Annotated in this window: 21 protein-coding genes; 13 read left to right on the forward strand and 8 right to left on the reverse strand. The window is 56.0% G+C overall.

Annotated features, from left to right (window positions below):
• Nucleotides 1-33: 33 nt before the first annotated feature.
• On the reverse strand, nt 34-513 hold the full coding sequence (locus CHH28_RS19220) for a GNAT family N-acetyltransferase (RefSeq protein WP_199243951.1): 480 nt from the start codon (nt 511-513) through the stop codon (nt 34-36).
• A 443-nt stretch (nt 514-956) separates the two neighbouring features.
• Here CHH28_RS19220 and CHH28_RS19225 point away from each other — a divergent pair, with 443 nt between their 5' ends.
• Genes CHH28_RS19225 through CHH28_RS19235 form a run of 3 tightly spaced genes read left to right on the forward strand, consistent with a single transcriptional unit; the run spans nt 957 to nt 5334 of the window.
• Nucleotides 957-1820 carry an MBL fold metallo-hydrolase gene (locus tag CHH28_RS19225; RefSeq protein WP_094061830.1) on the forward strand — a complete coding sequence of 288 codons (864 nt, stop codon included), beginning with the start codon at nt 957-959 and terminating at the stop codon, nt 1818-1820.
• Nucleotides 1821-1866: 46 nt separating this feature from the next.
• Nucleotides 1867-3597: a bifunctional protein tyrosine phosphatase family protein/NAD(P)/FAD-dependent oxidoreductase gene (locus CHH28_RS19230; RefSeq protein WP_094061831.1), complete on the forward strand. Its 1731-nt coding sequence runs from the start codon at nt 1867-1869 to the stop codon at nt 3595-3597.
• A 3-nt stretch (nt 3598-3600) separates the two neighbouring features.
• Complete coding sequence (locus tag CHH28_RS19235; protein ID WP_094061832.1) at nt 3601-5334, forward strand: SulP family inorganic anion transporter; 1734 nt, start codon at nt 3601-3603, stop codon at nt 5332-5334.
• On the opposite strand, the gene CHH28_RS19240 is transcribed toward CHH28_RS19235, so the two are convergent.
• The 4 genes from CHH28_RS19240 to CHH28_RS19255 form a co-directional block, all read right to left on the reverse strand.
• On the reverse strand, nt 5331-6140 hold the full coding sequence (locus tag CHH28_RS19240; RefSeq protein WP_094061833.1) for a crotonase/enoyl-CoA hydratase family protein: 810 nt from the start codon (nt 6138-6140) through the stop codon (nt 5331-5333). The genes CHH28_RS19235 and CHH28_RS19240 overlap by 4 nt on opposite strands.
• Nucleotides 6141-6273: 133 nt before the next feature.
• Nucleotides 6274-7257: a ferrochelatase gene (hemH, locus tag CHH28_RS19245; RefSeq protein WP_233243669.1), complete on the reverse strand. Its 984-nt coding sequence runs from the start codon at nt 7255-7257 to the stop codon at nt 6274-6276.
• 142 nt (nt 7258-7399) lie between these two features.
• Nucleotides 7400-7876, reverse strand: a complete 477-nt coding sequence (gene secB / locus CHH28_RS19250) for a protein-export chaperone SecB (protein ID WP_094061835.1) — start codon at nt 7874-7876, stop codon at nt 7400-7402.
• A 34-nt stretch (nt 7877-7910) separates the two neighbouring features.
• Nucleotides 7911-8324, reverse strand: a complete 414-nt coding sequence (locus tag CHH28_RS19255; RefSeq protein ID WP_094061836.1) for a rhodanese-like domain-containing protein — start codon at nt 8322-8324, stop codon at nt 7911-7913.
• Between the two features lie 145 nt (nt 8325-8469).
• Between CHH28_RS19255 and gpmI the strand changes: the two genes are divergently transcribed.
• From gpmI to CHH28_RS19285, 6 genes are all read left to right on the forward strand, one after another.
• Nucleotides 8470-10014: a 2,3-bisphosphoglycerate-independent phosphoglycerate mutase gene (gene gpmI / locus CHH28_RS19260; RefSeq protein ID WP_094061837.1), complete on the forward strand. Its 1545-nt coding sequence runs from the start codon at nt 8470-8472 to the stop codon at nt 10012-10014.
• A gap of 10 nt (nt 10015-10024) precedes the next feature.
• Nucleotides 10025-11149 (forward strand): murein hydrolase activator EnvC family protein, encoded by a 1125-nt coding sequence (locus CHH28_RS19265; protein WP_094061838.1) that lies wholly within the window; start codon nt 10025-10027, stop codon nt 11147-11149.
• Nucleotides 11150-11191: 42 nt separating this feature from the next.
• Nucleotides 11192-12511: a S41 family peptidase gene (locus CHH28_RS19270; RefSeq protein WP_094061839.1), complete on the forward strand. Its 1320-nt coding sequence runs from the start codon at nt 11192-11194 to the stop codon at nt 12509-12511.
• Nucleotides 12508-13281: a divergent polysaccharide deacetylase family protein gene (locus tag CHH28_RS19275; RefSeq protein ID WP_094061840.1), complete on the forward strand. Its 774-nt coding sequence runs from the start codon at nt 12508-12510 to the stop codon at nt 13279-13281. Before CHH28_RS19270 ends, CHH28_RS19275 begins: the two co-directional genes overlap by 4 nt.
• 111 nt (nt 13282-13392) lie before the next feature.
• Nucleotides 13393-13692, forward strand: a complete 300-nt coding sequence (locus CHH28_RS19280; protein WP_094061841.1) for a c-type cytochrome — start codon at nt 13393-13395, stop codon at nt 13690-13692.
• Nucleotides 13693-13694: 2 nt separating this feature from the next.
• Nucleotides 13695-15110 (forward strand): D-arabinono-1,4-lactone oxidase, encoded by a 1416-nt coding sequence (locus CHH28_RS19285; RefSeq protein WP_094061842.1) that lies wholly within the window; start codon nt 13695-13697, stop codon nt 15108-15110.
• Here the strand turns inward: CHH28_RS19285 and CHH28_RS19290 are convergent.
• The 3 genes from CHH28_RS19290 to CHH28_RS19300 form a co-directional block, all read right to left on the reverse strand.
• Nucleotides 15076-15780, reverse strand: a complete 705-nt coding sequence (locus CHH28_RS19290) for a tRNA-uridine aminocarboxypropyltransferase (RefSeq protein WP_094061843.1) — start codon at nt 15778-15780, stop codon at nt 15076-15078. The two genes, CHH28_RS19285 and CHH28_RS19290, sit on opposite strands and share 35 nt — an antisense overlap.
• A 43-nt stretch (nt 15781-15823) precedes the next feature.
• Nucleotides 15824-16603, reverse strand: a complete 780-nt coding sequence (locus tag CHH28_RS19295; protein ID WP_094061844.1) for a TIGR01458 family HAD-type hydrolase — start codon at nt 16601-16603, stop codon at nt 15824-15826.
• A 64-nt stretch (nt 16604-16667) separates the two neighbouring features.
• Nucleotides 16668-17924 (reverse strand): cytochrome-c peroxidase, encoded by a 1257-nt coding sequence (locus CHH28_RS19300; RefSeq protein ID WP_094061845.1) that lies wholly within the window; start codon nt 17922-17924, stop codon nt 16668-16670.
• A gap of 232 nt (nt 17925-18156) precedes the next feature.
• Here CHH28_RS19300 and CHH28_RS19305 point away from each other — a divergent pair, with 232 nt between their 5' ends.
• The 4 genes from CHH28_RS19305 (at nt 18157) to CHH28_RS19320 (ending at nt 23421) form a co-directional block, all read left to right on the forward strand.
• The gene (locus CHH28_RS19305) at nt 18157-19638 is read left to right on the forward strand and encodes an imelysin family protein (RefSeq protein ID WP_094061846.1); all 1482 of its coding nucleotides are present in this window, start codon (nt 18157-18159) and stop codon (nt 19636-19638) included.
• A gap of 76 nt (nt 19639-19714) precedes the next feature.
• Nucleotides 19715-21178: a di-heme oxidoredictase family protein gene (locus CHH28_RS19310; protein WP_094061847.1), complete on the forward strand. Its 1464-nt coding sequence runs from the start codon at nt 19715-19717 to the stop codon at nt 21176-21178.
• Nucleotides 21179-21191: 13 nt separating this feature from the next.
• A complete protein-coding gene (locus tag CHH28_RS19315; protein WP_094061848.1) occupies nt 21192-22343 on the forward strand; it encodes a DUF1513 domain-containing protein in 1152 nt (383 codons plus the stop codon).
• Between the two features lie 19 nt (nt 22344-22362).
• Complete coding sequence (locus CHH28_RS19320) at nt 22363-23421, forward strand: imelysin family protein (RefSeq protein ID WP_157730012.1); 1059 nt, start codon at nt 22363-22365, stop codon at nt 23419-23421.
• Nucleotides 23422-23442: the final 21 nt, after the last annotated feature.

The following is a 23442-nucleotide window of genomic DNA, read 5'->3' on the forward strand; positions in this document are numbered from 1 at the left end:
GCGCTGTGAAATAAATATGGGCGGCGACGGGCGCTATAAATCCAGCTTCATCTCTTTCCAGCTTAATCCGCCATGCTCAGAGGCTGAGTCTTGTAGGTAGCGATAGCCAAATCGCTGATAATAATCCAGTAACTCTGGTTGGCACATCAGATGAATTTCGCTCTTGTGCAGCCGTGTCATAGCGTCGATAAAACTGTACATAAGCTGTCCGGCAATGCCTTGGCGCTGATGCTCAGGGTGCACCGCCACCGACAGAATCACAGCAAACTGGCCGTTGGCATCATGGCCAATTAACTCCTTGAACCCATCGTCTGACATCAACACCTGATGAGTGGCACCAGAGTTGATAAACCCCACCACCGCACCGTCCTTCTCATAAACGATAAACCCCTGTGGATAAGAGTGGATACGCCGCGCTATTTTCTCGCGGCTGGCCGCCTCGTCTCCGGCGTACGCCAGTGACTCAATTTCAAAACAACGTTCAAGGTCAGTCTCACGCACTTGCCTGATCACAGTGCCTTCCTCCAGTTCATAGTCATTACCACAGCAGCCATAGTGCCAGAGAAATCCTGCGCGACCAGACTATCGTGCTAGGGTCTGTTAACACTATTTAGCTCTTTGCTGCTGGACGTCAGTTTTTTCGTGAGTAAGGCATGAGGCGCTTGGTTTAACGGTTAAATAAGCGACGAGTAACGCGACTTAGAGAAAACCTGGTTCCAGCCCTGCGGGGTATGGCTGAAAACCCCTCAACCTGTGTTGCTCATCCTTCATTTAGCTCGTTAAACATTCATCTTCGCGCCTTGATTGAGGGGAAGTCAGCTCATAGCAGCGTGATCGAAATAGTGTGAACAGGCCCTAAATGCGCACCAGCGACATGACACCAGCACAACTGCATGCTAACTTGGCAATATAGAAATATGGAATATATATATTCCCAAAAGAGATAAGGAGCCGTCATGCCCCCGATTGTGACCGCCTTTTTTGATGAACCGACCTTTACCTACAGCTACCTGGTGCAGGATCCGCAGTCCCACCACTGTGCCATCATCGACTCGGTACTCAACTTCGACTATGCCTCCGGCCGCACCCACACGCGCGGCGCGGACGCTGTGCTGGCATTTGTGCGCCAACATGCCCTAAGCGTCGATTGGATTTTGGAAACTCATGTGCACGCCGATCACCTCTCCGCGGCGCCTTATTTACAACAACACACCGGGGCCAAACTGGGCATTGGCGAACACATTACCAAGGTACAGCAGGTATTTGGCAAAGCCTTTAACGCCGGCAGCGAGTTTGCCCGTGATGGCAGCCAGTTCGATCGCTTATTGACCGACGGTGATGACATACGTATCGGCGAACTGCATGGGCGAGCGCTGCACACACCCGGCCATACACCGGCCTGTATGACCTACGTATTTGGCGATGCTGCTTTTGTCGGCGACACTCTGTTTATGCCCGACTACGGCACCGCACGCTGCGATTTTCCCGGCGGTGATGCCCGCATCTTGTATCACTCCATACAGAAGGTATTCGCCCTGCCAGACGATACCCGGCTGTTTATGTGTCACGACTATAAAGCACCGGGCCGCGACGAGTACGCCAATGAAACCACGGTAAAGCAGCAGCGGCAGAGCAATGTTCATGTTCACGAGGGTGTTAGCGAAGACGAGTTTGTCGCCATGCGCCATCAGCGTGACGCCACCTTGGAAATGCCGCGGCTAATTTTGCCATCGGTGCAAGTCAATATGCGCGCCGGAAAAATGCCAGCGGCAGAAAGCAACCAGCAAGTGTATTTAAAAATCCCCATTAACTTATTTTAACTAGCGCACGCTGCCCTTACGCCGGGTCGCCTTGGAGGTCATTAACATGGACATGAAAACCCTCACGCCGTTTCTCAGCGTCAGCCCACAACTGAGCAGTAGCGATATTGGTATTGCTGCTGCCTGTGGCTTTCGCGCCATTGTCTGCAACCGCCCGGATGGCGAAGGTGACGATCAACCCGATCATGAAGAAATGGCCGCGGCCTGTGAGCGCCACGGGCTGGAGTTTCGCTATCAGCCAGTGGTGTCGGGGCAAATTGGTGATCAGGATATTCAGCACTTTGCCAACACCATGGGCGATCTGACCGGGCCAGTGCTGGCCTACTGTCGCAGCGGAATGCGCTGCGCCACATTATGGGCGTTGTCCACTGCCCCAAAGCTTGATGTGGACGCCATTCTCAGCACCACCAAGCGCGCCGGTTATGACCTCAGCGCACAGCGCCAGCGTTTACGGCAACTGGCCAGCGAGCGGCAAGGCGTGAATAACGTTGCCGGTCGTCGCCACGATGTGCTGATTATCGGCGGTGGCACCGGCGGTCAGGCCGTGGCCAGCAGCCTGCTCAAGCGCCAGCCGGATCTCGACATTGCCATTGTCGAACCACGCAGTGAGCACTTTTATCAGCCCGGCTGGACCTTGGTCGGCGGCGGTGTGTTTCAGCGCAGTGACACCTCGCGTCCAATGCAACAAATAATGCCCAAAGATGCCCATTGGTATCACGCCGCCTGTAGCCGCTTTGTGCCCGAGCAGCAACACATTGTGCTAGAAGATGGCGAATGCATTGGTTATCGCATTTTGGTGGTCGCCCCCGGCCTGAAGCTCAATTGGGACGCCATCGACGGCATCAAAGATACGTTGGGGCAACATGGTGTGACCTCTAACTATGTGTTTGACCTGGCCCCCTACACCTGGGAGCTGGTGCAAAATACCAGCAGTGGCAAGGCTCTGTTTACCCAACCAGCAATGCCAATTAAATGCGCCGGCGCTCCACAAAAGGCCATGTATTTATCCTGTGATCACTGGCAACGCCAGGGGCAGCTCGGTGATATGCAGGTGGAGTTTTGCAATGCCGGCGGTGTGCTATTTGGTGTCGCCGATTATGTGCCAGCGCTGCAAAGCTACATTGATCACTACGGCATACAAGTGAATTATTTCAGCAACCTGATTGCCGTCGATGGTCAGGCCAAAACGGCAGTATTGAGTGTGGCTAACGCCGACGGTGAACAGCAAACGATAGAAAAATCCTTCGATATGTTACACGTCTGTCCACCGCAATGTGCGCCTGATTTTATTGCCGACAGTCCCCTAGCTGGCGACGGCGGCTGGCTCGAATTAAATAGCGACACCTTGCAGCACAGCCGTTTCGGCAATGTCTTTGGCTTAGGTGATGTTGGCAATACGCCCAATGCCAAAACCGCTGCCGCCATCCGCAAGCAAGCCCCGGTGGTGGCTGAAAACATCATCATGGTGTTAAACGGCGAATCACCGCGCGCCGTGTATAACGGCTACGGCGCCTGCCCATTGACGGTGGAACGCGGCAAAATTGTGCTGGCTGAGTTCGGCTACGGCGGCCAATTAGACCCGACCCTGCCACGTTGGTTAATCGAAGGCACTCTGCCCACTCGCTTGGCCTGGCATTTAAAAGAAAAAGTGCTGCCATGGGTGTATTGGAATGCGCTATTAAAAGGACGCGAGTGGCTGGTAAGGCCCACAGTTTTACCGCGCCCAATACCGGCCCAAGAAAGCGTACAGAACATGCCAGCGCAGGAGCGCCGATAACCTATGCTGCAACGCTATCTGCCAATGTTATCGTGGTTGAACAGCTATGATCGTACGGCCTTTTCCCAAGACGCAATCGCCGCCGTGATCGTCACTGTGATGTTAATTCCACAGTCTCTGGCTTATGCGTTGCTGGCCGGTTTGCCGCCTCAAGTCGGTTTGTACGCCAGTATATTGCCCTTGATCGTTTACGCGCTGTTTGCCAGCAGCCGTACCTTATCGGTTGGGCCAGTGGCGGTCATCTCACTGATGACCGCCGCCGCTGTCGGCCAGCTGGGGTTAAATACCATGGAAGAGACAGTAAAGGCGGCCATGGCATTGGCTTTTATCTCTGGCCTGATGCTCATCGTAATGGGAATGCTGCGCTTGGGCATGCTGGCAAATTTTCTCAGTCATCCGGTCATTTCCGGATTTATCACCGCATCCGGAATTCTTATTGCGGCCAGTCAGTTGCGTCACCTGTTAGGCATCGACGCCAGCGGTCACACACTGCTGGACATCACATCATCACTATCGGCGCAGTGGCATTTAATTCACGGGCCAACCCTATTAATGGGCGCTTCAGCATTAACGTTGTTATTGTTGCTGCGATGGCAATTCAAACCAATGTTGATAAGACTCGGCTGCCCACCAAACGCTGCACAACTGTTGGCAAAAACCGGGCCTGTGGTGGCGGTCATTGCAACGGGGACTATTACATTTCTGGCTGGCTTGGAGGAGATTGGTATCGCGGTGGTCGGCCATATTCCCGCTGGGCTACCGTCGTCGTCACTACCAATGTTTGATCAGCACATTTGGCAACAGCTATTTGTATCGGCACTGCTAATCAGCGTCATCGGTTTTGTTGAGTCAGTGTCGGTGGCGCAAACTCTGGCTGCCAAACGGCGCCAGCACATTCATCCAAATCAGGAGTTGATCGGTTTGGGGGGAGCCAATTTGGCCTCTGCCGTGTCTGGCGGTTTTCCCGTCACCGGCGGTTTTTCCCGCTCGGTGGTCAACTTTGATGCCGGAGCACACACACCCGCCGCCGGTTTATTTACTGCCATCGGCATTGCCATTGCAGCGCTGTGGTTAACCCCATTATTGTACTTTTTACCCAAAGCCACGTTGGCCGCCACCATTATTGTGGCGGTGTTGTCGTTACTGGATTTTCGCGCCATGCAGCGCACTTGGCATTATTCGCGCAGCGACTTTGCCGCGATGTTCGCTACCATCGTCATGACACTGGTGTACGGCGTTGAAATTGGTATCAGCTCTGGCGTGAGCCTATCCATTGTATTATTTCTGCACCGCACCAGTCGCCCGCATAACGCCGTCGTTGGCCGTGTTCCTGGCACCGAACACTTTCGTAATGTCGATCGCGTTGTTGTTGAGACCGACACTCATATTCTGACCATTCGTGTCGACGAGTCCTTGTATTTTGCCAACGCCAGATATCTAGAAGAATTAGTGACAAAAAAAGTCGCCGCCAATCCAGCGATTAAACATCTGATTTTAATGTGCCCGGCGGTCAATTGGATCGATGCCTCTGCGCTGGAAAGTTTGGAAGCTATTAATCAGCGGCTTAAAGACAGCGGTGTGAGTTTGCATTTATCTGAAATAAAAGGCCCAGTGATGGACCAACTGCAGCGCTCAGATTTTTTAACCCAATTAACTGGGCGAGTATTTATGAGCCAATACGAGGCCTGGTGTTATTTACGCCATGGCCCCGATGGATGTCAGTGTGGATCGGCTTAACGAAATGAGGTTCGATCTAAAAAACGACGCGGTTCTTTATCGCGCTGCAGGCCATTTTGCATGGCAATGCGCTGGTTTTTTCGCCCTAACAAGCGCATTTGCACCAAACGCTCCCACAGCAATGCACCACGCTCGCCGCTCTGCCAGGTTTTTTTCAGCAAATATTTGCTGGCCGCCACCGCGTCCGGCGATTTACTCGCCACTGTGCGTGCCATGGCCTGTGCAGCAGCCACCGGGTCAGTGTCCAGGCGGCTGATCAAACCCATTTCATGGCCTTCCTCGGCAGAAAACTGCCTACCGGTCATAATCAGCTCTTGGGCGATGTCGACTCGGGTTAACCGCGACAAGGTCACCATGCCGCTCATATCTGGAATCAGACCCCATTTCATTTCCATAATGCTGAGATTGGCATCGGGCGTAGCGATGCGGTAATCGCACGCCAGAGCGATTTGAATACCGCCACCAAAGCAATTGCCATGAATGGCGCAAATCACCGGCACCGGCAAATCTCGCCAGCAGTGGGCAATCTCTTGCGCCAGGTTCTGCTTACGCCAAGGCCATTTAAGAAAGATTTTTGGCACCATCTTCGGGTCTTTGCTCAGGGCATTAAAATCCAGCCCAGCGCAAAACGAGTCGCCCTTAGCCGCTAACACCACACAGCGCACGGAACGGTCGCGGCGCAAACGCTTGGCCATCGCCACCATTTGCTGAAACATCGGCATGTCCAGGCCATTGAGTTTCTCGGGGCGGTTGAGCCATACCGTGGCCACCCCCTGATCAATCTCACAGGTGATTCGTTCCGTCATAAGGTGATCTCTGTTGTTTGGGGGCAACATGGTTACACAGTGCCCTAGCGGGCACTATGATCAAAACGCGCAAATAAGCGACCCAAACAACCAGAATTTCGGCAGGTTTGTGACAGGTATGACCAACCTGGAGCTACCAACCTTGGGTATGCTGGCGTACCAGCTCCGCCAGCAGCTCGATATGATCCGAGCGGGTGTTCAAACAGGGAATGTAGTGGTAATCACCACCACCGGCGTTTTTAAAGTTGTCGCGGTTTTCTTCTTCCAGCTCTTCCAGGGTTTCCAGGCAATCTGCCGCAAACGCTGGGCTAATCACATCCACACGCTGCAAACCTTGTTTGCCCCACGCTTCTAACGTGTGATCTGTGTAGGGTTTGACCCATTCCTCACGGCCAAAGCGCGACTGGAACGAGCAGATCCACTGCTCTTCACTGAGCTCCAGCTCAGCCGCCAACGCGGCTGCTGTTGCCCGGCATTGGCCAGGGTATGGGTCACCGCGATCTTCGTAACGCTGTGGAATGCCATGAAATGACATCATCAAGCGATCGCCTTGGCCGTGCTCGGCCCAATATTCCCTTACCGAATTGGCCAGCGCTTTGATGTACAGCGGATGATCATGGTAATGACTCACCCAGCGCATCTCAGGCAAGTGCGGGCAACGTGACAAGCCCTTGGCCAGACGGTCATGCACTGCTGCGGTGGTAGACGACGAGTTCTGCGGAAACAGTGGCAATACCAGCATTTTCTCCACCCCCGCTCGGCGCAGCTCCAGTCCGGCTTGCTCCATGGTCGGCTCGCCGTACGTCATCGCCAAGCTGACTGGCACATCGGGGCCCAATAGCTGCTGCAGCGCGGCTTGTTGTTGGCGAGAAATGGCCATCAGCGGCGAGCCTTCATCGGTCCACACACTGGCGTAACCTTTGGCCACACGGCCAGGGCGAAAACGTAATATGACACCGTGCAAAATCAGCCACCACAGTGGGCGCGGTACATCCACTACACGTTTATCCCACAAGAACTCGGCCAGATATTCGCGCACCGCCGCCGCAGTCGGGGCTTTGGGTGTGCCCAGGTTCACCAGCAGGACACCAAAGGAAGGGGTTGGACGGGTTTCCACAAATACTCCCATACACATGTACAAGTTTTGTGGAAGTTTAAAGAAACCGCGCGGCGAACACCATCGCGCAGGGCTAAAAATTCGCTTAGCGAGCGGGCACAAAAAACGCGGCCTGAGCCGCGTTTTTTAAAAGCCACCCACCTTAGTGAGTTGGCTCTTCTTTTTGCTCGGCTTGTTCAGCTTGTTGCTGAGCCGCTTGCTGCACGCGCTGCTGGTACAGAGCGTCGAAGTTGATTGGCGCCAACATCAGGGCTGGGAAACCACCTTTAACCACCAGTGCATCCACGCTTTCACGCAGGTATGGGAACAGGATGTTCGGGCACATAGCACCCAGCATTGGCTGCAGCTGATCTTCCGGAATGTTGTTGATGGCGAACAAACCGCACTGCATCATTTCAACCAGGAACGCTGTGTCGTCGCCATTGGTCGCAGTGATGGTGACTTTCACCGACACTTCGAAGAAGCCTTCGTCGACTTTGCGCGCACCGCTGTTCAGGTCCAGTTTGATTTCCGGCTTCCACTCTTGAGTGAAGGTTTTTGGCGTATTCGGCGCTTCAAAAGACGCGTCTTTGATGTAAATACGCTGCAGTGCAAATTGTGGCTTATCGTTCTCGGCCATGATTGTATCCTTAATGCTTATTCGAGGTTAGAAACTACTTTTTAACTACCGGTAAGTTCTGGCCAGTCCATTCCATCATACCGCCATGCAAACGTACGGCATTGAAGCCTTTTTCACGCAGCATTTTACCAGCCATCGACACCGTCTGACCGGTTTTACACACCAGAATCAACGGCTTGTCTTTGTGCGGATTGAGCTCACCCAAACGGCTGGCAAGGCTGCTGTAAGGAATGTTCACTGCGTTAGCGAGGTGACCTTCACTGAACTCTTTTTTGTCACGAATGTCGACCACCACAGCGTCTTGTTTATTGATCAGAACGGTGGCTTCTGCCACAGATACTTTGGCACCGTTACGTTGGTTATTGTCCCAGAATAAGGCCAGCAAAAACGCTGCCCACAGGCCAACCAACCACCAGTGATTACCAATGAATTCAAACAACTGCGCCATAATGCCGTTCGCTACCAGTCAAAAGAAAGCGCGCAGTATAGCGTCTGCAAACTGCCGCCACCAGCACAGTGGTGGCAAAATAGGCAGTCGCTGGCAGCTGGGGTACAATGCCGCCCTTTTCGTCTACTGACTCAGGTTTGTCACAATGAACACACGTCCGACCCCTACAGCTCTGATCATTCTTGATGGTTGGGGCCACCGTGAGGAAACCGAGCACAACGCCATCGCCAATGCCCATACTCCCACCTGGGACGCGTTGCTGGCCAAATACCCCAATGCCTTGATGCAAACCTCCGGTGCTGCTGTTGGCCTACCGGACGGACAGATGGGCAACTCGGAAGTCGGACACATGAACCTGGGTGCCGGGCGCATCGTTTACCAGAACTACACCCGCATCAACAAAGCCATCGACGATGGTGAACTGGCCAACAACTCGGCGCTGATCGCTGCCATGGACAAAGCCAGCGCCGCCGGTGGCGCAGTGCATTTTGTCGGCCTGTTATCACCCGGCGGTGTGCACAGCCATGAGCAACATTTGTTTGCCCTGCTGAAGATGGCCAAACAGCGCGGTGTCAGCCGTTCGCTGGTGCACGGCATTCTCGATGGCCGCGATATGCCACCGCGTTCAGCACAGCCGTCAATTGAAGCGCTGGAAAACGAGTTACAGTCGCTCGGCAACGGCAAGTTGGCCACCTTAGTTGGGCGCTTCTACGCCATGGACCGTGACAACCGTTGGGAGCGCATCGAAACAGCGTACCGCGCCATGACCGAAGGTGCGGCGCCGTTCCAAGCTGACAGTGCGCTAGAGGCACTGGCTGCGGCTTACCAGCGCGACGAAAACGACGAGTTCGTGCAGGCCACTGTGATTGGCGCCAACGATGCACAGGTCAAAGATGGCGACAGCATCATCTTCTTTAACTTCCGCCCGGACCGCGCACGAGAACTGACCCGTGCGTTTGTCGAAGGCGACGAGTTCAGCGGCTTTCAGCGCCAACAGCGCCCGCAGTTATCGGACTTTGTGATGATGACCGAATACGCCGCCAACATCCCCGCCAGTTGCGCCTATCCGCCCGAGCCGCTGGTCAATGGCATTGGTGAGTACGTGGCAAAACTGGGCATGAAGCAACTGCGCATCGCCGAAACGGAAAAGTACGCCCACGTGACGTTTTTCTTTTCCGGTGGCCGTGAAGCAGAATACGACGGTGAAACCCGCGAGTTGGTCGCATCACCCGACGTCGTCACCTACGACCTTAAGCCCGACATGAGCGCACCGGAAGTGACGGACAAACTGGTCGAGGCGATCAAACACGGTGGCTACGATTTGATTGTTTGCAACTACGCCAATGGCGATATGGTCGGGCATACCGGGGTGTATGACGCCACCGTAAAAGCTGCTGAATGCATCGACCAATGTTTGCAACGTGTGACCGACGCCTTATTGGAAGTCGGTGGCGAGTGCTTAATCACCGCCGATCATGGCAATGCCGAGCAAATGGTAGACGCACAAGGCCGTGCCATGACACAACACACCACAGGCCCCGTGGACATGATTTATGTGCACAACCGCCAGCACAGTGCCGTCCTCAATCCAGGCCGCTTGTGTGACGTGGCGCCTACGCTGTTGACCATGATGCAACTCGATGTACCGGCGGAAATGACCGGTACCGCCCTGATTGACTGGCAGTCCTAAAGGAGGCGCCGTGCGCACCGTATTGCTTGCTGCACTGCTGTTGTGCAGTGCTCTGGTTCAGGCCGACGATGAGGCCAAACTCAAACAGCTGCAGCAAGAGATCAACAAGCTGCAGACTTGGCTGAACAACGCTCGCCAGGAATACAGCGACCTGGACAAGGCGCTGCAGCAATCGGATCGCGACATCGCCGACTTGAGTCGACGCATCGAACAAACCCGCGACCAGCTGCAGGAGGAGCGCGAAAGCCTAAAAAAGCTCCGACAGGAGCAAGGACAGCTCCGCCAACTCCAGCAACAACATCGCCAACATCTGACTGAGCAGCTGCAAGCGGCGGCGCGCTTGGGTAATACCGCGCCGCTGAAGGTATTGCTCAATCAGGATGACCCACAGCAAAGCCAGCGTTTGCTGCGCTACTTTCAAGCCTTCAATCAGGCCCGCACTGAGCGCATCGAGCAGCTGATTGCCGAACTGCAACGTTTGGCCACCATCGACCAAGCCGTGCAACAACAGCAACAGCGGTTGCTGGCCACTGAGCAACAGTTGCAAAGCAAAAGTGCGCAATTGCGCGACAAACGTCAGCAGCAACAAACCCTGATGGCGCGTTTGCAAACGTCGATGGGCACCGAGCAGCAGCGCCTGAAACGCAAACAAGCCGACCGCAAACGCCTAGAGCAATTGCTGCAAGAGGTGGAGCATCTGCTCGCCAACACCGCACGCAAAGATGACGAGCGGCCATTTCGCTCACAAAAGGGTAAGCTGCCAATGCCGGTGGCAAAAGCGCGCGTGTTGGAAGCCTTTGGTAGCGTGAACCGAGACACCAAAGCCAAGCGCCAGGGCTGGCTGATCAGCAGTCGTGAAGGGCAAGCGGTGCAGGCGGTGCATCACGGCCGGGTGGTGTTCTCCGATTGGCTGCGTGGTTTTGGCTTGGTCAGCATCGTCGACCATGGCGCCGGTTATCTCAGTTTGTATGCCCACAACCAATCCTTGTTTCATGACGTTGGCAGTTGGGTGAACCGCGGCGACGTAATCGCACGCAGTGGACGCAACAGCGCCAGTGAGGAACCCAGGCTGTATTTTGAGATCCGTTATAAAGGCCGCGCACAGGATCCGGCCACATGGCTGAAACGCCGCTGATTTTGTGCCATTCTTGCAACATTTACCGGTCGAGAGCTTTTCATGTACCGTTTTTCTGTGTTACCCGCCGCGTTATTGCTGTCTTTAAATGTGTTTGCCACCGATGCGCCCACACAGCCAGAGGCGGCCCCTGCGGCAACCGAAGGCCAACTGCCACTGCAGGAACTGCGCAACTTCACCGAAATTTTTGAGCGCATTCGCAGTGCCTACGTTGAAGAAGTGGACGACAAAACTCTGTTTGAGTACGCCATTAACGGCATGCTGTCGTCGCTGGACCCACATTCAGCCTATTTGCAGCCCGACGATTACAACGACTTGCAGGAGCACACCTCCGGCAAATTTGGTGGACTCGGCATTGAAGTAGGCATGGAAGACGGCCTGATTCGTGTCGTCACACCGATTGACGATACCCCAGCCCAGCAGGCCGGCATCGAATCAGGTGATTTGATCGTCACCCTAGATGGCGACCCGGTAATGGGCATGAGCCTGACCGACGCCATTGAGCGTATGCGCGGCGAGCCTGGCACCAGCATTGATCTGGAAGTGCGTCGCCAAGGCGAAAAAGAGCTGCTCACTTTCACCCTGAAACGCGCCGAAATTAAGGTCGCCAGTGTGCGCACAGAAATGATGAGTGACGACATTGGCTACATTCGCATCACTCAGTTTCAGGCCAATACCGGGCGCGAACTCAACGCAGCCCTGCTCGACTGGCAACAAGGCAACATCAGCGGTTTGATTCTGGATTTGCGCAACAACCCAGGTGGTGTTCTGGACGCTGCGGTGGAAGTCACCGATGCCTTCATCGACAGCGGTTTGATCGTTTATACCGAAGGTCGCGCCCCCAACTCCAAGCTGCGCTACTCGGCCACACAGCGCACCGTCGCCAAACAATTGCCGATCGTTGTGTTGATCAACGGTGGCTCTGCCTCGGCGTCTGAAATTGTCGCAGGCGCCTTGCAAGATCACCAACGTGCGGTCATTGTCGGCACTCAGTCATTCGGTAAAGGCTCGGTACAAAGCGTATTGCCGATCACCGAAGACAAAGCAGTAAAACTGACTACTGCCCGCTACTACACCCCTGAAGGCCGCTCTATTCAGGCGCAAGGCATCAAACCCGATATCTGGATTGAGCAAAGCGAAGTCACGCCATACAAGCAGCGTTATTTCAAAGAGGCGGATTTGCCCGGCCATTTAAGCAACCCGGATGGCGAGCAAAATACGGCGGAAAGCAAAGTCAGCAAAAACAGCAGTGAACTGTTAAAACGCGACTTCCAGCTGTACGAAGCCCACACCTTGCTGCGCGGTCTGAGCATTTTACGCCCCACCACCGAAGCTGCGCCTGAGGTGCCTGCCGACGCATGATGGCACGCTGGCTGTGTCTGTGCTGGGTATTAGCAGTTAACCCAGTACAGGCAGCAACGTTACTGCTGATCATCGACGATTTGGGCAACAATCGTGCCCTCGGTGAACGTACGCTGGCCTTGCCCGGCCCGATCACGGTGGCCGTGCTGCCGTTTACCCCCTACGCCAAAACCTTTGCCCAGCGCGCGCATTTCCTCGGTCACGGTGTGATGCTGCACGCGCCGATGGCCAACGATACCGGTGCCAAACTGGGCCCTGGCGCGCTTACCGAGACCATGACAACAACGCAGCTGCAACAGCAGCTACAAGACTCGCTGGCGGCGGTGCCCTTTGCCACCGGGGTCAACAACCACATGGGCAGCCTGCTAACGCGCCAACCGCAGGCCATGCAAGCCGTGATGCAGACGTTATCTGGCCATGGGGTATTTTTTGTCGACAGCCTAACCAGCGCCGACAGCGTTGCGTTGCAACAGGCGCTGGCACAGCGATTGCCGGCGTTGCGCCGTGATGTGTTTCTCGACCACAGCACCGAGCACAGTGCCATCGAGCGCCAGTTCGAACGTGCCGTCGAGTTGGCGCAACAGCGTGGCCATGCCGTGTTGATTGGCCACCCCTATCCCGAATCCCTCGACTTCCTCGAGCAAGCCTTGCCTGCGTTGGCGCAGCGCGGCGTGACACTGCAAAGCGTTGATCAGTTTTTGCGCCAACGCTTGTGGCAACGCTGGCCAGCCTCCTCCAGTCACAGCCGTTACCAGCTGCAAATCCGCTAACTCTTCGCCCTGCACTGCGTGCACCAATGCCTGTTGCAGTGGCGCGCACAAAAACTTGTACGATCGTTTCACTTTGGATAATCTAGGCCCACCTTTCGGGGAGCCATAACAATGATAAGAAGTACTGTTCTCGCCGTGGCCTTGCTCTGCGGCGCCAACACGGCATCGGCCGTCGACGACTACACCGTCGAGCTGTATGAAATCTATTGCACCGCCTGCCATGGCGTAGGGCTATCCGGCGCGCCGCTGGCGTTTTCAGATGAATGGCAAGACCGCCTGGATAAAGGCATGGATGTGCTGATCAGCCACACCATCAATGGCATTGGCAACATGCCCGCCATGGGCACCTGCGGCGAGTGCAACGAAGATGACCTGCGCGACCTCATTCAGTACATGGCCAAGGAGCAATAACGATGAACTTTGATCGCATTAACCTCAGCCGCCGCCACTTGCTGAAAGCCGTCGGCGCAGGCGTTGTGGCCTCAGCCACCAGTGCCTGTTCGTCGTCACAACCGCAGCCGCCGGCGGGCATTATCGGCGCCGATGGCAAACGGGTATTGCCATGGAAAAACTGGTCCGGCAATCAAAGCTGCCAGCCCACGGAACGTCTGGTGCCACGCAATGAAGAGCAGCTTATTGATGCTATTAAGGCCGCCAACAGCACCGTTCGCTGTGTTGGCTCTGGCCATAGCTTCAGCGGCCTGGTGCCGACCAATCAAACCTTGCTGTCATTAGCGCGCCTACGTGGCGTAGAGAACGTCGACCGCGAGGCACTGGAGGCCGATGTGTGGGCCGGCACCCGCTTATCCATGCTCGGACGTGAGCTGTGGAAGCACGACATGTCGACCATCAACATGTCCGACATCGACAGCCAGTCCTTTGCCGGTGCCATTGCCACCTCAACCCACGGCACTGGCAAACACTTGGGCAGTATTTCCAGCCACCTGCGTGGCCTGCGCATGGTAAAAGCCAACGGCGAGGTCATCGAGTGTTCACCCGATAACAACAGCGACCTGTTTTACGCCAGCAGCAACCATATCGGTGCGATGGGCGTTATTACCAAAGCGCGGTTAAAAACCGACCCCGCCTATTACCTAAAAGAAACCAGCTGGATGATGTCCGAAGAGGAAGGGCTGGCGCGCGCGGCTGAGCTGCGTGATAAACATCGCCATTACGAGATGTTCGCCCTGCCGCACAGCGATTACATGCTTGGTGTCGCCATCGACAAGGTGGCAGCGGCGGACATTCCAGCCAATCCGCCGGTGCCCAGCGGCGACGCCTATGAAGCCTTTCGCATGATGTCGAACTTGATCGACTACATGCCGTTTATGCGCAGCTGGCTGGTAAACTTTGGCGCCAGCGGTGTCGAGCCAGAAACACGTTATGGCAAGTCGCATGAGATTTTCGGCAACTTGCGAGATATCTTGTTTAACGAAATGGAATACGTCGTGCCCGCCGACGCCGGGCCTGCGTGCCTGAAAGAAGTGCTCGACACCATTAAGCAGCAGAACATTCCGGTGATTTTCCCCATCGAGGCACGTTATGTGGCCGCCGATGAGGTTTGGCTGAGCCCGTTTTATCGCCGCGATGGTTTTGCCATCAGCTGCCACAACTTCCACGACAAAGACTACAAAGCCTATTTCGCCGCCATTGAGCCGATTTTCTGGAAGTATGATGGCCGCCCGCACTGGGGCAAAATTCATACCCTCGGGCCTGAGCAGTTAGCGGGCAAATACGAGCGCTTTAAAGACTTTGTCGAGCTACGTCGAGAAATGGACCCAGACGGTCGTTTTATCAACGAGCACTTGAGTCGGGTTCTGGGCGTTTGATGTGATTCGCTTTCGCCTTCAGATAATGGCGGCGAAAGCGTTCAAAATAACCTTCCAGCTTTTCTGCCGCCACAGGCTGCTGCAAACGTTGCAGCAGTGGCACCATCACTTCCGCCGTACCCAACTGATGAGCCTGCACCGCTTTGCGCAGGGCATACGAGGACAACTGTTGCGGCTCAACGCCCAGCACCGGCACATGCTGCCACCACGGGCTGCGGAACATCTTACGCGCCTCGCGCCAGGTGCCATCTAACACCAGCAGTAGCGGTGTGCGCCCAGCCACATAGGTTTGCAACTGTTGCTCCTCATGCAGCTGACGCTGTGGCTCGGCGTACTGGTAAGGGAAAACTAACAGCGGTGCGTAGTCAGGGTTTTGCAACAAGGCTAATAACGCCGCCGGCGGCTCGGTGCGGTGCCAGATAAAGGCGTGACTGTCAGCAATGACATCAGCCAGCAACCGACCACTGTTGCTGGGCTTATAAATTTCGCCGGGGTAATACACCAAGCACAAAGCCACACCAGGCTCGGCAACCGGCACATGGGCACAAATACACCAGGGCAGTGCCAGCAAACATTGCTCACAACGGGTTAGTTTAGCGCCGCGAGCGGCAAAGGGCTTAGTGGCCAAAGACGCTTGCTGCTGGCGCAAACGGGAAACGACATTGTTCATAGCGGCGCATTATCGACAGCGGCCACCGTCGTGACAAGCCAGCTCACGCGGCGTGTTGGCGCTGCCACCAAGTGGGAACATCGGCCACTGAAGCAAGCACGTGCTGCGCACGCACACTGCCTTGTTCATCTTCTGGGCGATACTTGCCAGTGCGTACCAAAGCACCAGACAGACCGCAGCTTTGCGCCGCCATCACGTCCGACATCAGATCATCACCCACCATCAATGTGTCAGCCGCATCGACACCGAGCAGCGACAGCGCTTGTTGAAAGAAGCCAGAGGCCGGCTTGCCAAACACCAACGCTGGCTGGCCTGAAGCAAACTCCAAAGCCTTCACAAATGGGCCAGCATCCAACTGCAGGCTATCGTCGTTGCGGTAATAGCGCGTCATCCCCAACGCCAGCAGCATCTGCCCCGGGCGCTGCATCAGAATGCGAAACGCATGATTTAAGTGAAAGTAGCTCCAGCTTGGCCCGAGGTCGCCAATGACCACACCGCGACATTCTTCTTCGCGATGACTGGCAACATCCGCCAGCTCGTTTTGCACGGCTTGTGGCACAAACATGGCTAAACGAATGCCCGGGTTTTGCGCCAGCCAGTGGCGCACCGCAGTGGCCGGGGTTAGTAGCTGGTCTCCGGTGATGGCAGGGTCGAGGGTTTGCAAGCGGCGCAACAGCTCAGCGCGGCTGATGCTGGTTGAGTTGGTCACAAACAGATGCGGAATCTGCATCCGGCGCGCCCACTGCAAGGTAGCAGAAGCACCGTCTACGGCACCGTTATCGCTGAACAGCACACCATCAATGTCAAACAAGATGGCCTTCATCACCACCTCCGCAACGGACTACAGTGTTCAACATAGTCCGTTTGCGCTGGCAGCGAATACTGACCTACAAACCGCAGTCGCTGACTTTTGCGGCATCCAACAAATGCTCATAGCGAGCATCGGTGAGAGACATCAGAAAGCACTCCATCGCCTCGCGATTGGTGGCATCACTGAAGTCCTTGCTGCCACTGGCCAACTCAGTGGTGCTGATGTTTTGCTCCACTTCAGGCGCACGCCATGCGACCCCGCTTTCTGGGTTCACAAACCCGCTGTCGCGGCCATTGCTGCGCTGGCGCATGTGCTCGTAGAACATCAATACCGTGCTTAACTCGTTAAACACGCCGTTGTGCATGTAGGGCGCGGTCACCGCGACGTTGCGCAGCGTCGGAGTTTTGAATTTACCGGCCAAGCTGGCGTCGTCAATGTGCTGCTGCAGCCCGGTATCGACTGTCGTGACACCATTGATGGCACGCAAGCTGAGATTTTCTGGCACGCCCAGATTGTGGTATTCAAAGCCGCTAAAAACTTCCTGCTGGTGTCCCTGTGCCTGCAGTTGATGGCACGCCGCGCAGTTGGTGAACTCGGTGGAGAAAAACAGCGCCTTACCCAGCGCCGCTTTGGAAGCGGGGTGATAGGTATAACGCGCCTCATCGCCCACCGGCAGCAGCGAGCGGTCGTAACGGGAATCAAACGGAGCAAACTCAGCGCTGTTTTCAAACTCACCGATGGCTTGCGTCATGGCTTCATACGCGGCTTCAGCATCGTCCCAAATGTCGGCACCAAAATGCTCACGAAAGGCGCGCTGATAATCGTCGTTTTCTAACAAGCGCGCCACCACCGTGGCCTTGCTGGCCATGTTCATTTCCAGCGGATTCAGCGGTGGGCCTCCAGCTTGCGCGGCCAAGTCGACCGCTCTGCCATCATGAAACTGACCGCCCAAATGACCTTCATACAAGGCAAAATCGCCGTCGGTATTAAAACGTTGACGACTGCCAGCGACAAACTCTGGGCTGAACTGTGCATAGGCTGCCGTGGGCGCGTTGCGATCGCCCACCGACACACCATCGTCACCGATCGACGCTGCCAGCACCTGGCCATCCTCACCCAGGCGATTGTCGATAAAACCGTGTTGCGGATTGTGGCAACTGGCGCAGGATTGAGTGCGGTTGGCCGACAACGACACGTCGTTAAACAACTGCTTGCCCAGCTCTACTTTGCTGATGCTGTTTTGCGGCGCATTGGATGAGCCAGAATCTGAGCCGCCACAGCCCGCTAACAACGCCAGGCCAACTCCCACAATGAACGCGTACTGCTCTCGCATGATCAATTACTCCCCCCGTATTCTCATCGGGGCTTTAACCACAAAATAAACGTGGGTATGATAGCGAAAAGCTAAATAACATGATAATCATTTTTGTTCACTCTTGTTGCAAGTAATTCTCAATAACACTAGAGTGTTGCGCCGCAGGCATTGCCTGTATCGAGTTGCAGATCAATAACTTCTTACAACCCAGTGGTCTGCTCTAGCGAATACACATACCAAAGGAAACGATATGAACAAGCTGAAGCTGGCTGCTGCAATTTCTGCTGCGCTGTTGATGGCTGCGTGTGGCAGCGACGATAACGATTCAAAAGACCCAGTGGTTGATCCAGGTACAGACTCGTCAGGCTCATCTCTGAACTTAGAGAATGTACAAAAAGCCCTGAAGACCAACGCTGATATTGCCTACGCCGCTTACAGCGATTCGGTCATCACCGCACAAGCGCTGAAAGCCGCCATTGCTGCGTTCAAAGCAGAGCCGACGCAAGCCAACCTAGATGCAGCCAAACTGGCTTGGCTGGTGGCGCGTGAGCCATACGGTCAGACGGAAGTGTATCGCTTTCGCATGAGCCCCATCGATTCCAGCGATTACAGCAGCGAAGACGGCCCAGAAGGCGACATCAACGCCTGGCCATTGGGTGAAGCACTGATCGACTACGTCAAAACCAATGACAGCGACTTTGGCACCGATCAGATTGGTGTTACCGCGCACCAAACCGACGTCAACAATGGCGAAGCCATCGATGCGAACGTGGCTACCAACAGCCCAGCTGAAAACATCATCGGCAACCGCGAGATCGTGATTAATGCTGACCTGCTGGCCAATACCGCCACGGCAGAAGACGAGCACGATGTGATCTCGGGTTATCACGCCATTGAGTTTTTGCTTTGGGGCCAGGATCTGAACAACGACGCCATGCCGACCGACGGCACGGATCGTGGCACTGCGGTAAAAACTTGGGCCGCGCAAAACCTGGCCTTTGGTGGCCAACGCCCACTGACGGATTTCACCACAGACGCCAATGCGGACCGTCGCTTCCAGTTCCTGGAAGTGGCCGTCGACAAACTGATTGCCGACCTGCAGCAAGTGCGTGATGGCTGGGCCGAGGGCGCCAGTTACCGTACCGCCTTTATGACCGTCAGTAACACCGCCGACGCCAAGCAAAAGCTGGCTGAGATCATGACCGGTATGGGCACGCTGTCCGAAGGTGAGCTGGGCGGTGAGCGTATGCAGATTGCCTTCAGCGCTAATTCACAAGAAGATGAGCACTCGTGCTTCTCCGACAATACGCACCGCGATATCTGGCTGAACGCAGAAGGTGTGTCCAATAGCTTCTATGGCCGCTACGCCGGTTACGACAGCGACCTAGATGGCGTCGACGACGTGACTACCAATGCAGTGGACGGCTACGGTCTGGACGACTTGCTCAACGATCAAGGTCAGCAAGCACTGGTTACCACCTTGACCGCATCGCTGACAAAAACCGAAAACGCCTACACCGCCATCGATACGCAAGCGCGTGCAGGCACACCATTTGACGTACTGATCCAGTCCACCGACTCCACCTCAGTGGCAGACACCATCATTGCGTTGAACGAGCAGGCGGCAGTGATCACCCAGATCGCCAACACCTTGGAACTGGGCACCGTGGTGGTCGACCCAGAAGCCTCAGCTTGTGATACCACCAACCCAACTCAGTCATGTGACGAGTAACATCGCCACAGTGATTGTCTGAGACCAAACCAGCACCCGCTCGGCGGGTGCTGGCATCCGTATCGATGACGACATCATGACCTCACGCTGTACTTCTATTTCTGCATTGTTGCTGGCAACCCTGTTAATCGGCTGCTCTGAAGCGCCCGATTCAACTGACCAAAGAGCCCCTGATTACGACCCAGCCGAAGCCCTGCCCGGCGGCGACACCAGTGTTAACATCGTGCCTTTTCCCAGCTCCGAGCTGCCCGCCGCTAACTTACCGCCAGCATTAAAGCCAGATTTCTTCGCCGGTAAAGCCTTAGCCCACCAACCTTGGGTGAAGGCCCCCACAGTTACCGATATTCGCGATGGCTTAGGGCCGCTCTATAACGCCCGCACTTGCCTGGCCTGTCACACCAAAGGCGGTCGTGGCCATGTGCCAGACAGCGCCGACGTGCCGCTGTTGAGTGCTTTTTTACGCCTCAGCATTCCCGGCGAGGACCCAATACACGGCGCCATTGCCGAGCCGACCTACGGCGATCAGTTGCAATCCCAGTCGGTGGCATTGGGCCATCAACTGCGCGCCAGTCAGCCTGATTTACCTATGTCGGTGGCGCCCGAGGCTTATGTTCATGTGCACTGGCAGCCAGAAACGTTTGTTTACCCAGACGGCGAGCAACGCCAACTCAGACGCCCGCGTGTTGAACTCAAACAGTTGGGCTATGGTCCGCTGCATCCAGACACCACCATGAGCTTGCGTATTGCCCCAGCCATTCATGGCGCTGGGCTGATTGAAATGATCGATCAAGCAGACATCGATGCCCTGGCCGACCCCAATGACCAAAACGGCGATGGTATTTCCGGCCGCGTCAATCAAGTGTGGGATTACCGCCGTCAAGTCGCCGCCCCCGGCCGGTTTGGCTTAAAAGCCAATCGCGCCACCCTGGAAATCACCGTTGCCGGTGCTTTTGCTGGCGATGTCGGCATTACCAATGCGCTGTTTCCCCAGCAGCCTTGCAGCGAGCGTCAGTCGGACTGCTTACGCCAGCCCGACGGCAATGATGCCCACGGCAGCGAACTGCGCGACGATTTGCTCGACCTGGTGATTAACTTCAATCGCAACATCGGTGTGCCCAAGCGTCGCAGCCCAACCGCCAAAACCGTATTGGCCGGTCGCGAGCGCTTCTACCAAGCCGGCTGCCAACAGTGCCATCAGCCTTCGTTCACCACCCAAACCAGTAGCGAGTTTCCTCACCTGAGCGCACAACGTATCTGGCCGTACAGTGATTTTCTGCTGCACAACATGGGACCAGATTTGGCCGACGGCCGCAGTGACTATCAGGCCAGTGGCCGTGAATGGCGCACGGCGCCACTGTGGGGCTTAGGTTTAAGTCAGCAAATCAGTGGCAGCCGACATTTTCTGCACGATGGTCGTGCCCGCTCGGTGGAAGAGGCGATTCTCTGGCACGGCGGTGAGGCCAGCGACAGTCGCCAACGCTTTGTTCAATTCACCCACGAACAGCGCCAGCAACTGCTGACGTTTGTTAATTCCTTGTAAGGCACGCGCACCGATGACTGCTCACTCTGTTCACCGTCGCCAGCTGTTGTTGGCCGGTTTGTCATTGCCGCTGCTGGCCGCGCCGATGTGCGGAGCCTGGCTGGCACAACAACGCCCGCAGCAATGGCTGATTTCTGCCCAAGGGCGCCAGCCAGAAACCTTTGGTGCCGTCTGGAGCAACCAACGCGGTCACGCGCAGCAAAGCCAAGTTGGCATTCGCGGACACGATGTGGTGCAACATCCGTTGCGCCCTGACAGCGTACTGATGGTCGCCAGGCGCCCTGGCCGCCAGCTGGTGGAAATCGATCTCACCTCCGGCGAGGTGTTGCAGCGTGTGCACTGCCAAGCAGGCCTGCACCTCAATGGCCACGCTTGTTTCAGCCCCGATGGGCGCTATTTGTTTACCACCGAGTCAGACATGGCCGCTGGCCACGGGCGTTTGATCGTGCGCGATGGCAGCGACTATCGGCTGTTGGCTCAGTTCAATAGCCACGGCATTGGCCCACATGAACTCCAATTTATGCCCGATGGGCGCACGCTGGCGGTGGCCAATGGTGGCTTGTTGACCCACCCAGACTCAGGGCGCACGCTGCTCAATCCGGACACCATGCGCTCCAGTTTGAGCCTGATTAATAGCCACAACGGAGAGCTGCTGAACGACTTTCGCGTGGCAGAACCCAAGGCCAGCATTCGCCATCTCGACGTCAGCCAGCAAGGCGACATCAGTGTGGCGCTGCAAATGCAGCGCAGCGCCAGCCATCATCAGCGCTTAGCCCCATTGGCCGCACTGCTACCCGCTGGTGGCCAGCAGCTGAAAGTACTGGGTGAACCTGAAACACTGCTATGGCATTGCAACGACTACATGGGCAGCACTCGCATCAACAACCTCAGCCGCATCGCCGGATTCACCAGCCCACGCGGCGATATTGCCCTGTTCTGGCACCTCGACAGCGGCCAGCTGGCTGGCTTTCATCGCCTGCACGATGTGTGCGGGCTGACCGTCAGCCTCGACCAGCGCCAGTTTATTTTGAGCAGCTCCAGCGGCCATGTGCGTCAGCTGGACGCCTTTACCTTGCAAGAGTTGCCCGACTCACGCATGCACCTGCCGGGCATCAGCTGGGACAACCATTTGCACGCTATCCAACGACAGCAAGCCAGCGTTTGAACTGGCTGTGGAGATTATGATGAGAACAACCAGCACCCTTGTTGCCCTAACGCTGACACTCGCGGCCTGTGGAGGCGGCGGTGGCAGCAGCAGCGGTAGCAGCCCAAGCAGCACTGGTCTGAGCAGCGAGCAGCGCACTGCGCTGGTCAGCGCCATCACCGAGCAGCAAATTGTGCCGGCAATGACCGCCGTGCACAGCCACGCCAGCACACTCAATGAGCAAGTGCAGCAATGGTGTCAGGCGCCGCAAGCGGACGGCCTAACGGCGCTGCAACAACAGTGGCGTGACACCGCCAATGCCTGGTATCAGGCGCAGTTGTTTAACTTTGGTCCGGCCGACGCCGACCCGGTATTGCCGCTCTATACCTACATAGATTCACTGCGCCTGCGTGGCACCGATTACCGCGCCACGGTGCGCACCACGCAAGCCAGTTGGCTGCAGCAAGATGAACTGAACAACGCTTTTTTTGCCGAGCAGCGTTTTCAGTACGTGGGCTTACTGGCACTGGAAGAAGCGCTGTTTTATGGCCCAGAGCTGGCACAGCAGTATGTCGACGAGCCCAAGCGCTGCGATCTGTTAACCGGCTTAAGCCAGCAGCTGGCAATACGTACAGAAGCGTTGCAGCAGGGCTGGAGCCTTAATTACAACAACAGTGGCACTGCCTATCAGCAACTGTTGATCAACAACCAGCTGCCGACCGGTCGCGATGCCATGGCGCAGCTGCTGATTGCCGCACAGGAGTATTTGGATTACTTCAAAAAGCGCAATATCGTCACGCTGGCTGGCACCACCGCCGAGGTGTCGTGGCAGCTGGCCGAGCAGGCGCTGACTGCCGCCAAACAACTGCTGACGCAGCCTTACGCCGGCACCAGCCTGCTGCAACATATGCAACAGCAGGGTTATGAGCTCAACGTCAATGCCGTCAACAGCAACATCGCCATGGCCGAGCAAGCATTAAGCGAGCGCGACAGCGACAGTTTTAACGCTGCCATTGGCATGCTGGACGGCAACTTTAAACGTGAAATCCCAGTTGCGCTGGGCATCGAGCTGGGCATTAACTTCAGTGACGGCGATTAGTTACCCGCCCCGCTAACCAGC

Source organism: Bacterioplanes sanyensis, from assembly GCF_002237535.1.
GTDB classification, from domain to species: domain Bacteria; phylum Pseudomonadota; class Gammaproteobacteria; order Pseudomonadales; family Oceanobacteraceae; genus Bacterioplanes; species Bacterioplanes sanyensis_A.

Bases quoted from the DNA above. Each gene is read 5' to 3' on its own strand.
- CHH28_RS19225 (WP_094061830.1), top strand. From the start codon at position 957: ATGCCCCCGATTGTGACCGCCTTTTTTGATGAACCGACCTTTACCTAC.
- CHH28_RS19230 (WP_094061831.1), top strand. From the start codon at position 1,867: ATGGACATGAAAACCCTCACGCCGTTTCTCAGCGTCAGCCCACAACTG.
- CHH28_RS19235 (WP_094061832.1), top strand. From the start codon at position 3,601: ATGCTGCAACGCTATCTGCCAATGTTATCGTGGTTGAACAGCTATGAT.
- CHH28_RS19240 (WP_094061833.1), bottom strand. From the start codon at position 6,140: ATGACGGAACGAATCACCTGTGAGATTGATCAGGGGGTGGCCACGGTA.
- secB (WP_094061835.1), bottom strand. From the start codon at position 7,876: ATGGCCGAGAACGATAAGCCACAATTTGCACTGCAGCGTATTTACATC.
- CHH28_RS19255 (WP_094061836.1), bottom strand. From the start codon at position 8,324: ATGGCGCAGTTGTTTGAATTCATTGGTAATCACTGGTGGTTGGTTGGC.
- gpmI (WP_094061837.1), top strand. From the start codon at position 8,470: ATGAACACACGTCCGACCCCTACAGCTCTGATCATTCTTGATGGTTGG.
- CHH28_RS19270 (WP_094061839.1), top strand. From the start codon at position 11,192: ATGTACCGTTTTTCTGTGTTACCCGCCGCGTTATTGCTGTCTTTAAAT.
- CHH28_RS19275 (WP_094061840.1), top strand. From the start codon at position 12,508: ATGATGGCACGCTGGCTGTGTCTGTGCTGGGTATTAGCAGTTAACCCA.
- CHH28_RS19280 (WP_094061841.1), top strand. From the start codon at position 13,393: ATGATAAGAAGTACTGTTCTCGCCGTGGCCTTGCTCTGCGGCGCCAAC.
- CHH28_RS19285 (WP_094061842.1), top strand. From the start codon at position 13,695: ATGAACTTTGATCGCATTAACCTCAGCCGCCGCCACTTGCTGAAAGCC.
- CHH28_RS19290 (WP_094061843.1), bottom strand. From the start codon at position 15,780: ATGAACAATGTCGTTTCCCGTTTGCGCCAGCAGCAAGCGTCTTTGGCC.
- CHH28_RS19295 (WP_094061844.1), bottom strand. From the start codon at position 16,603: ATGAAGGCCATCTTGTTTGACATTGATGGTGTGCTGTTCAGCGATAAC.
- CHH28_RS19300 (WP_094061845.1), bottom strand. From the start codon at position 17,924: ATGCGAGAGCAGTACGCGTTCATTGTGGGAGTTGGCCTGGCGTTGTTA.
- CHH28_RS19305 (WP_094061846.1), top strand. From the start codon at position 18,157: ATGAACAAGCTGAAGCTGGCTGCTGCAATTTCTGCTGCGCTGTTGATG.
- CHH28_RS19310 (WP_094061847.1), top strand. From the start codon at position 19,715: ATGACCTCACGCTGTACTTCTATTTCTGCATTGTTGCTGGCAACCCTG.
- CHH28_RS19315 (WP_094061848.1), top strand. From the start codon at position 21,192: ATGACTGCTCACTCTGTTCACCGTCGCCAGCTGTTGTTGGCCGGTTTG.
- CHH28_RS19320 (WP_157730012.1), top strand. From the start codon at position 22,363: ATGAGAACAACCAGCACCCTTGTTGCCCTAACGCTGACACTCGCGGCC.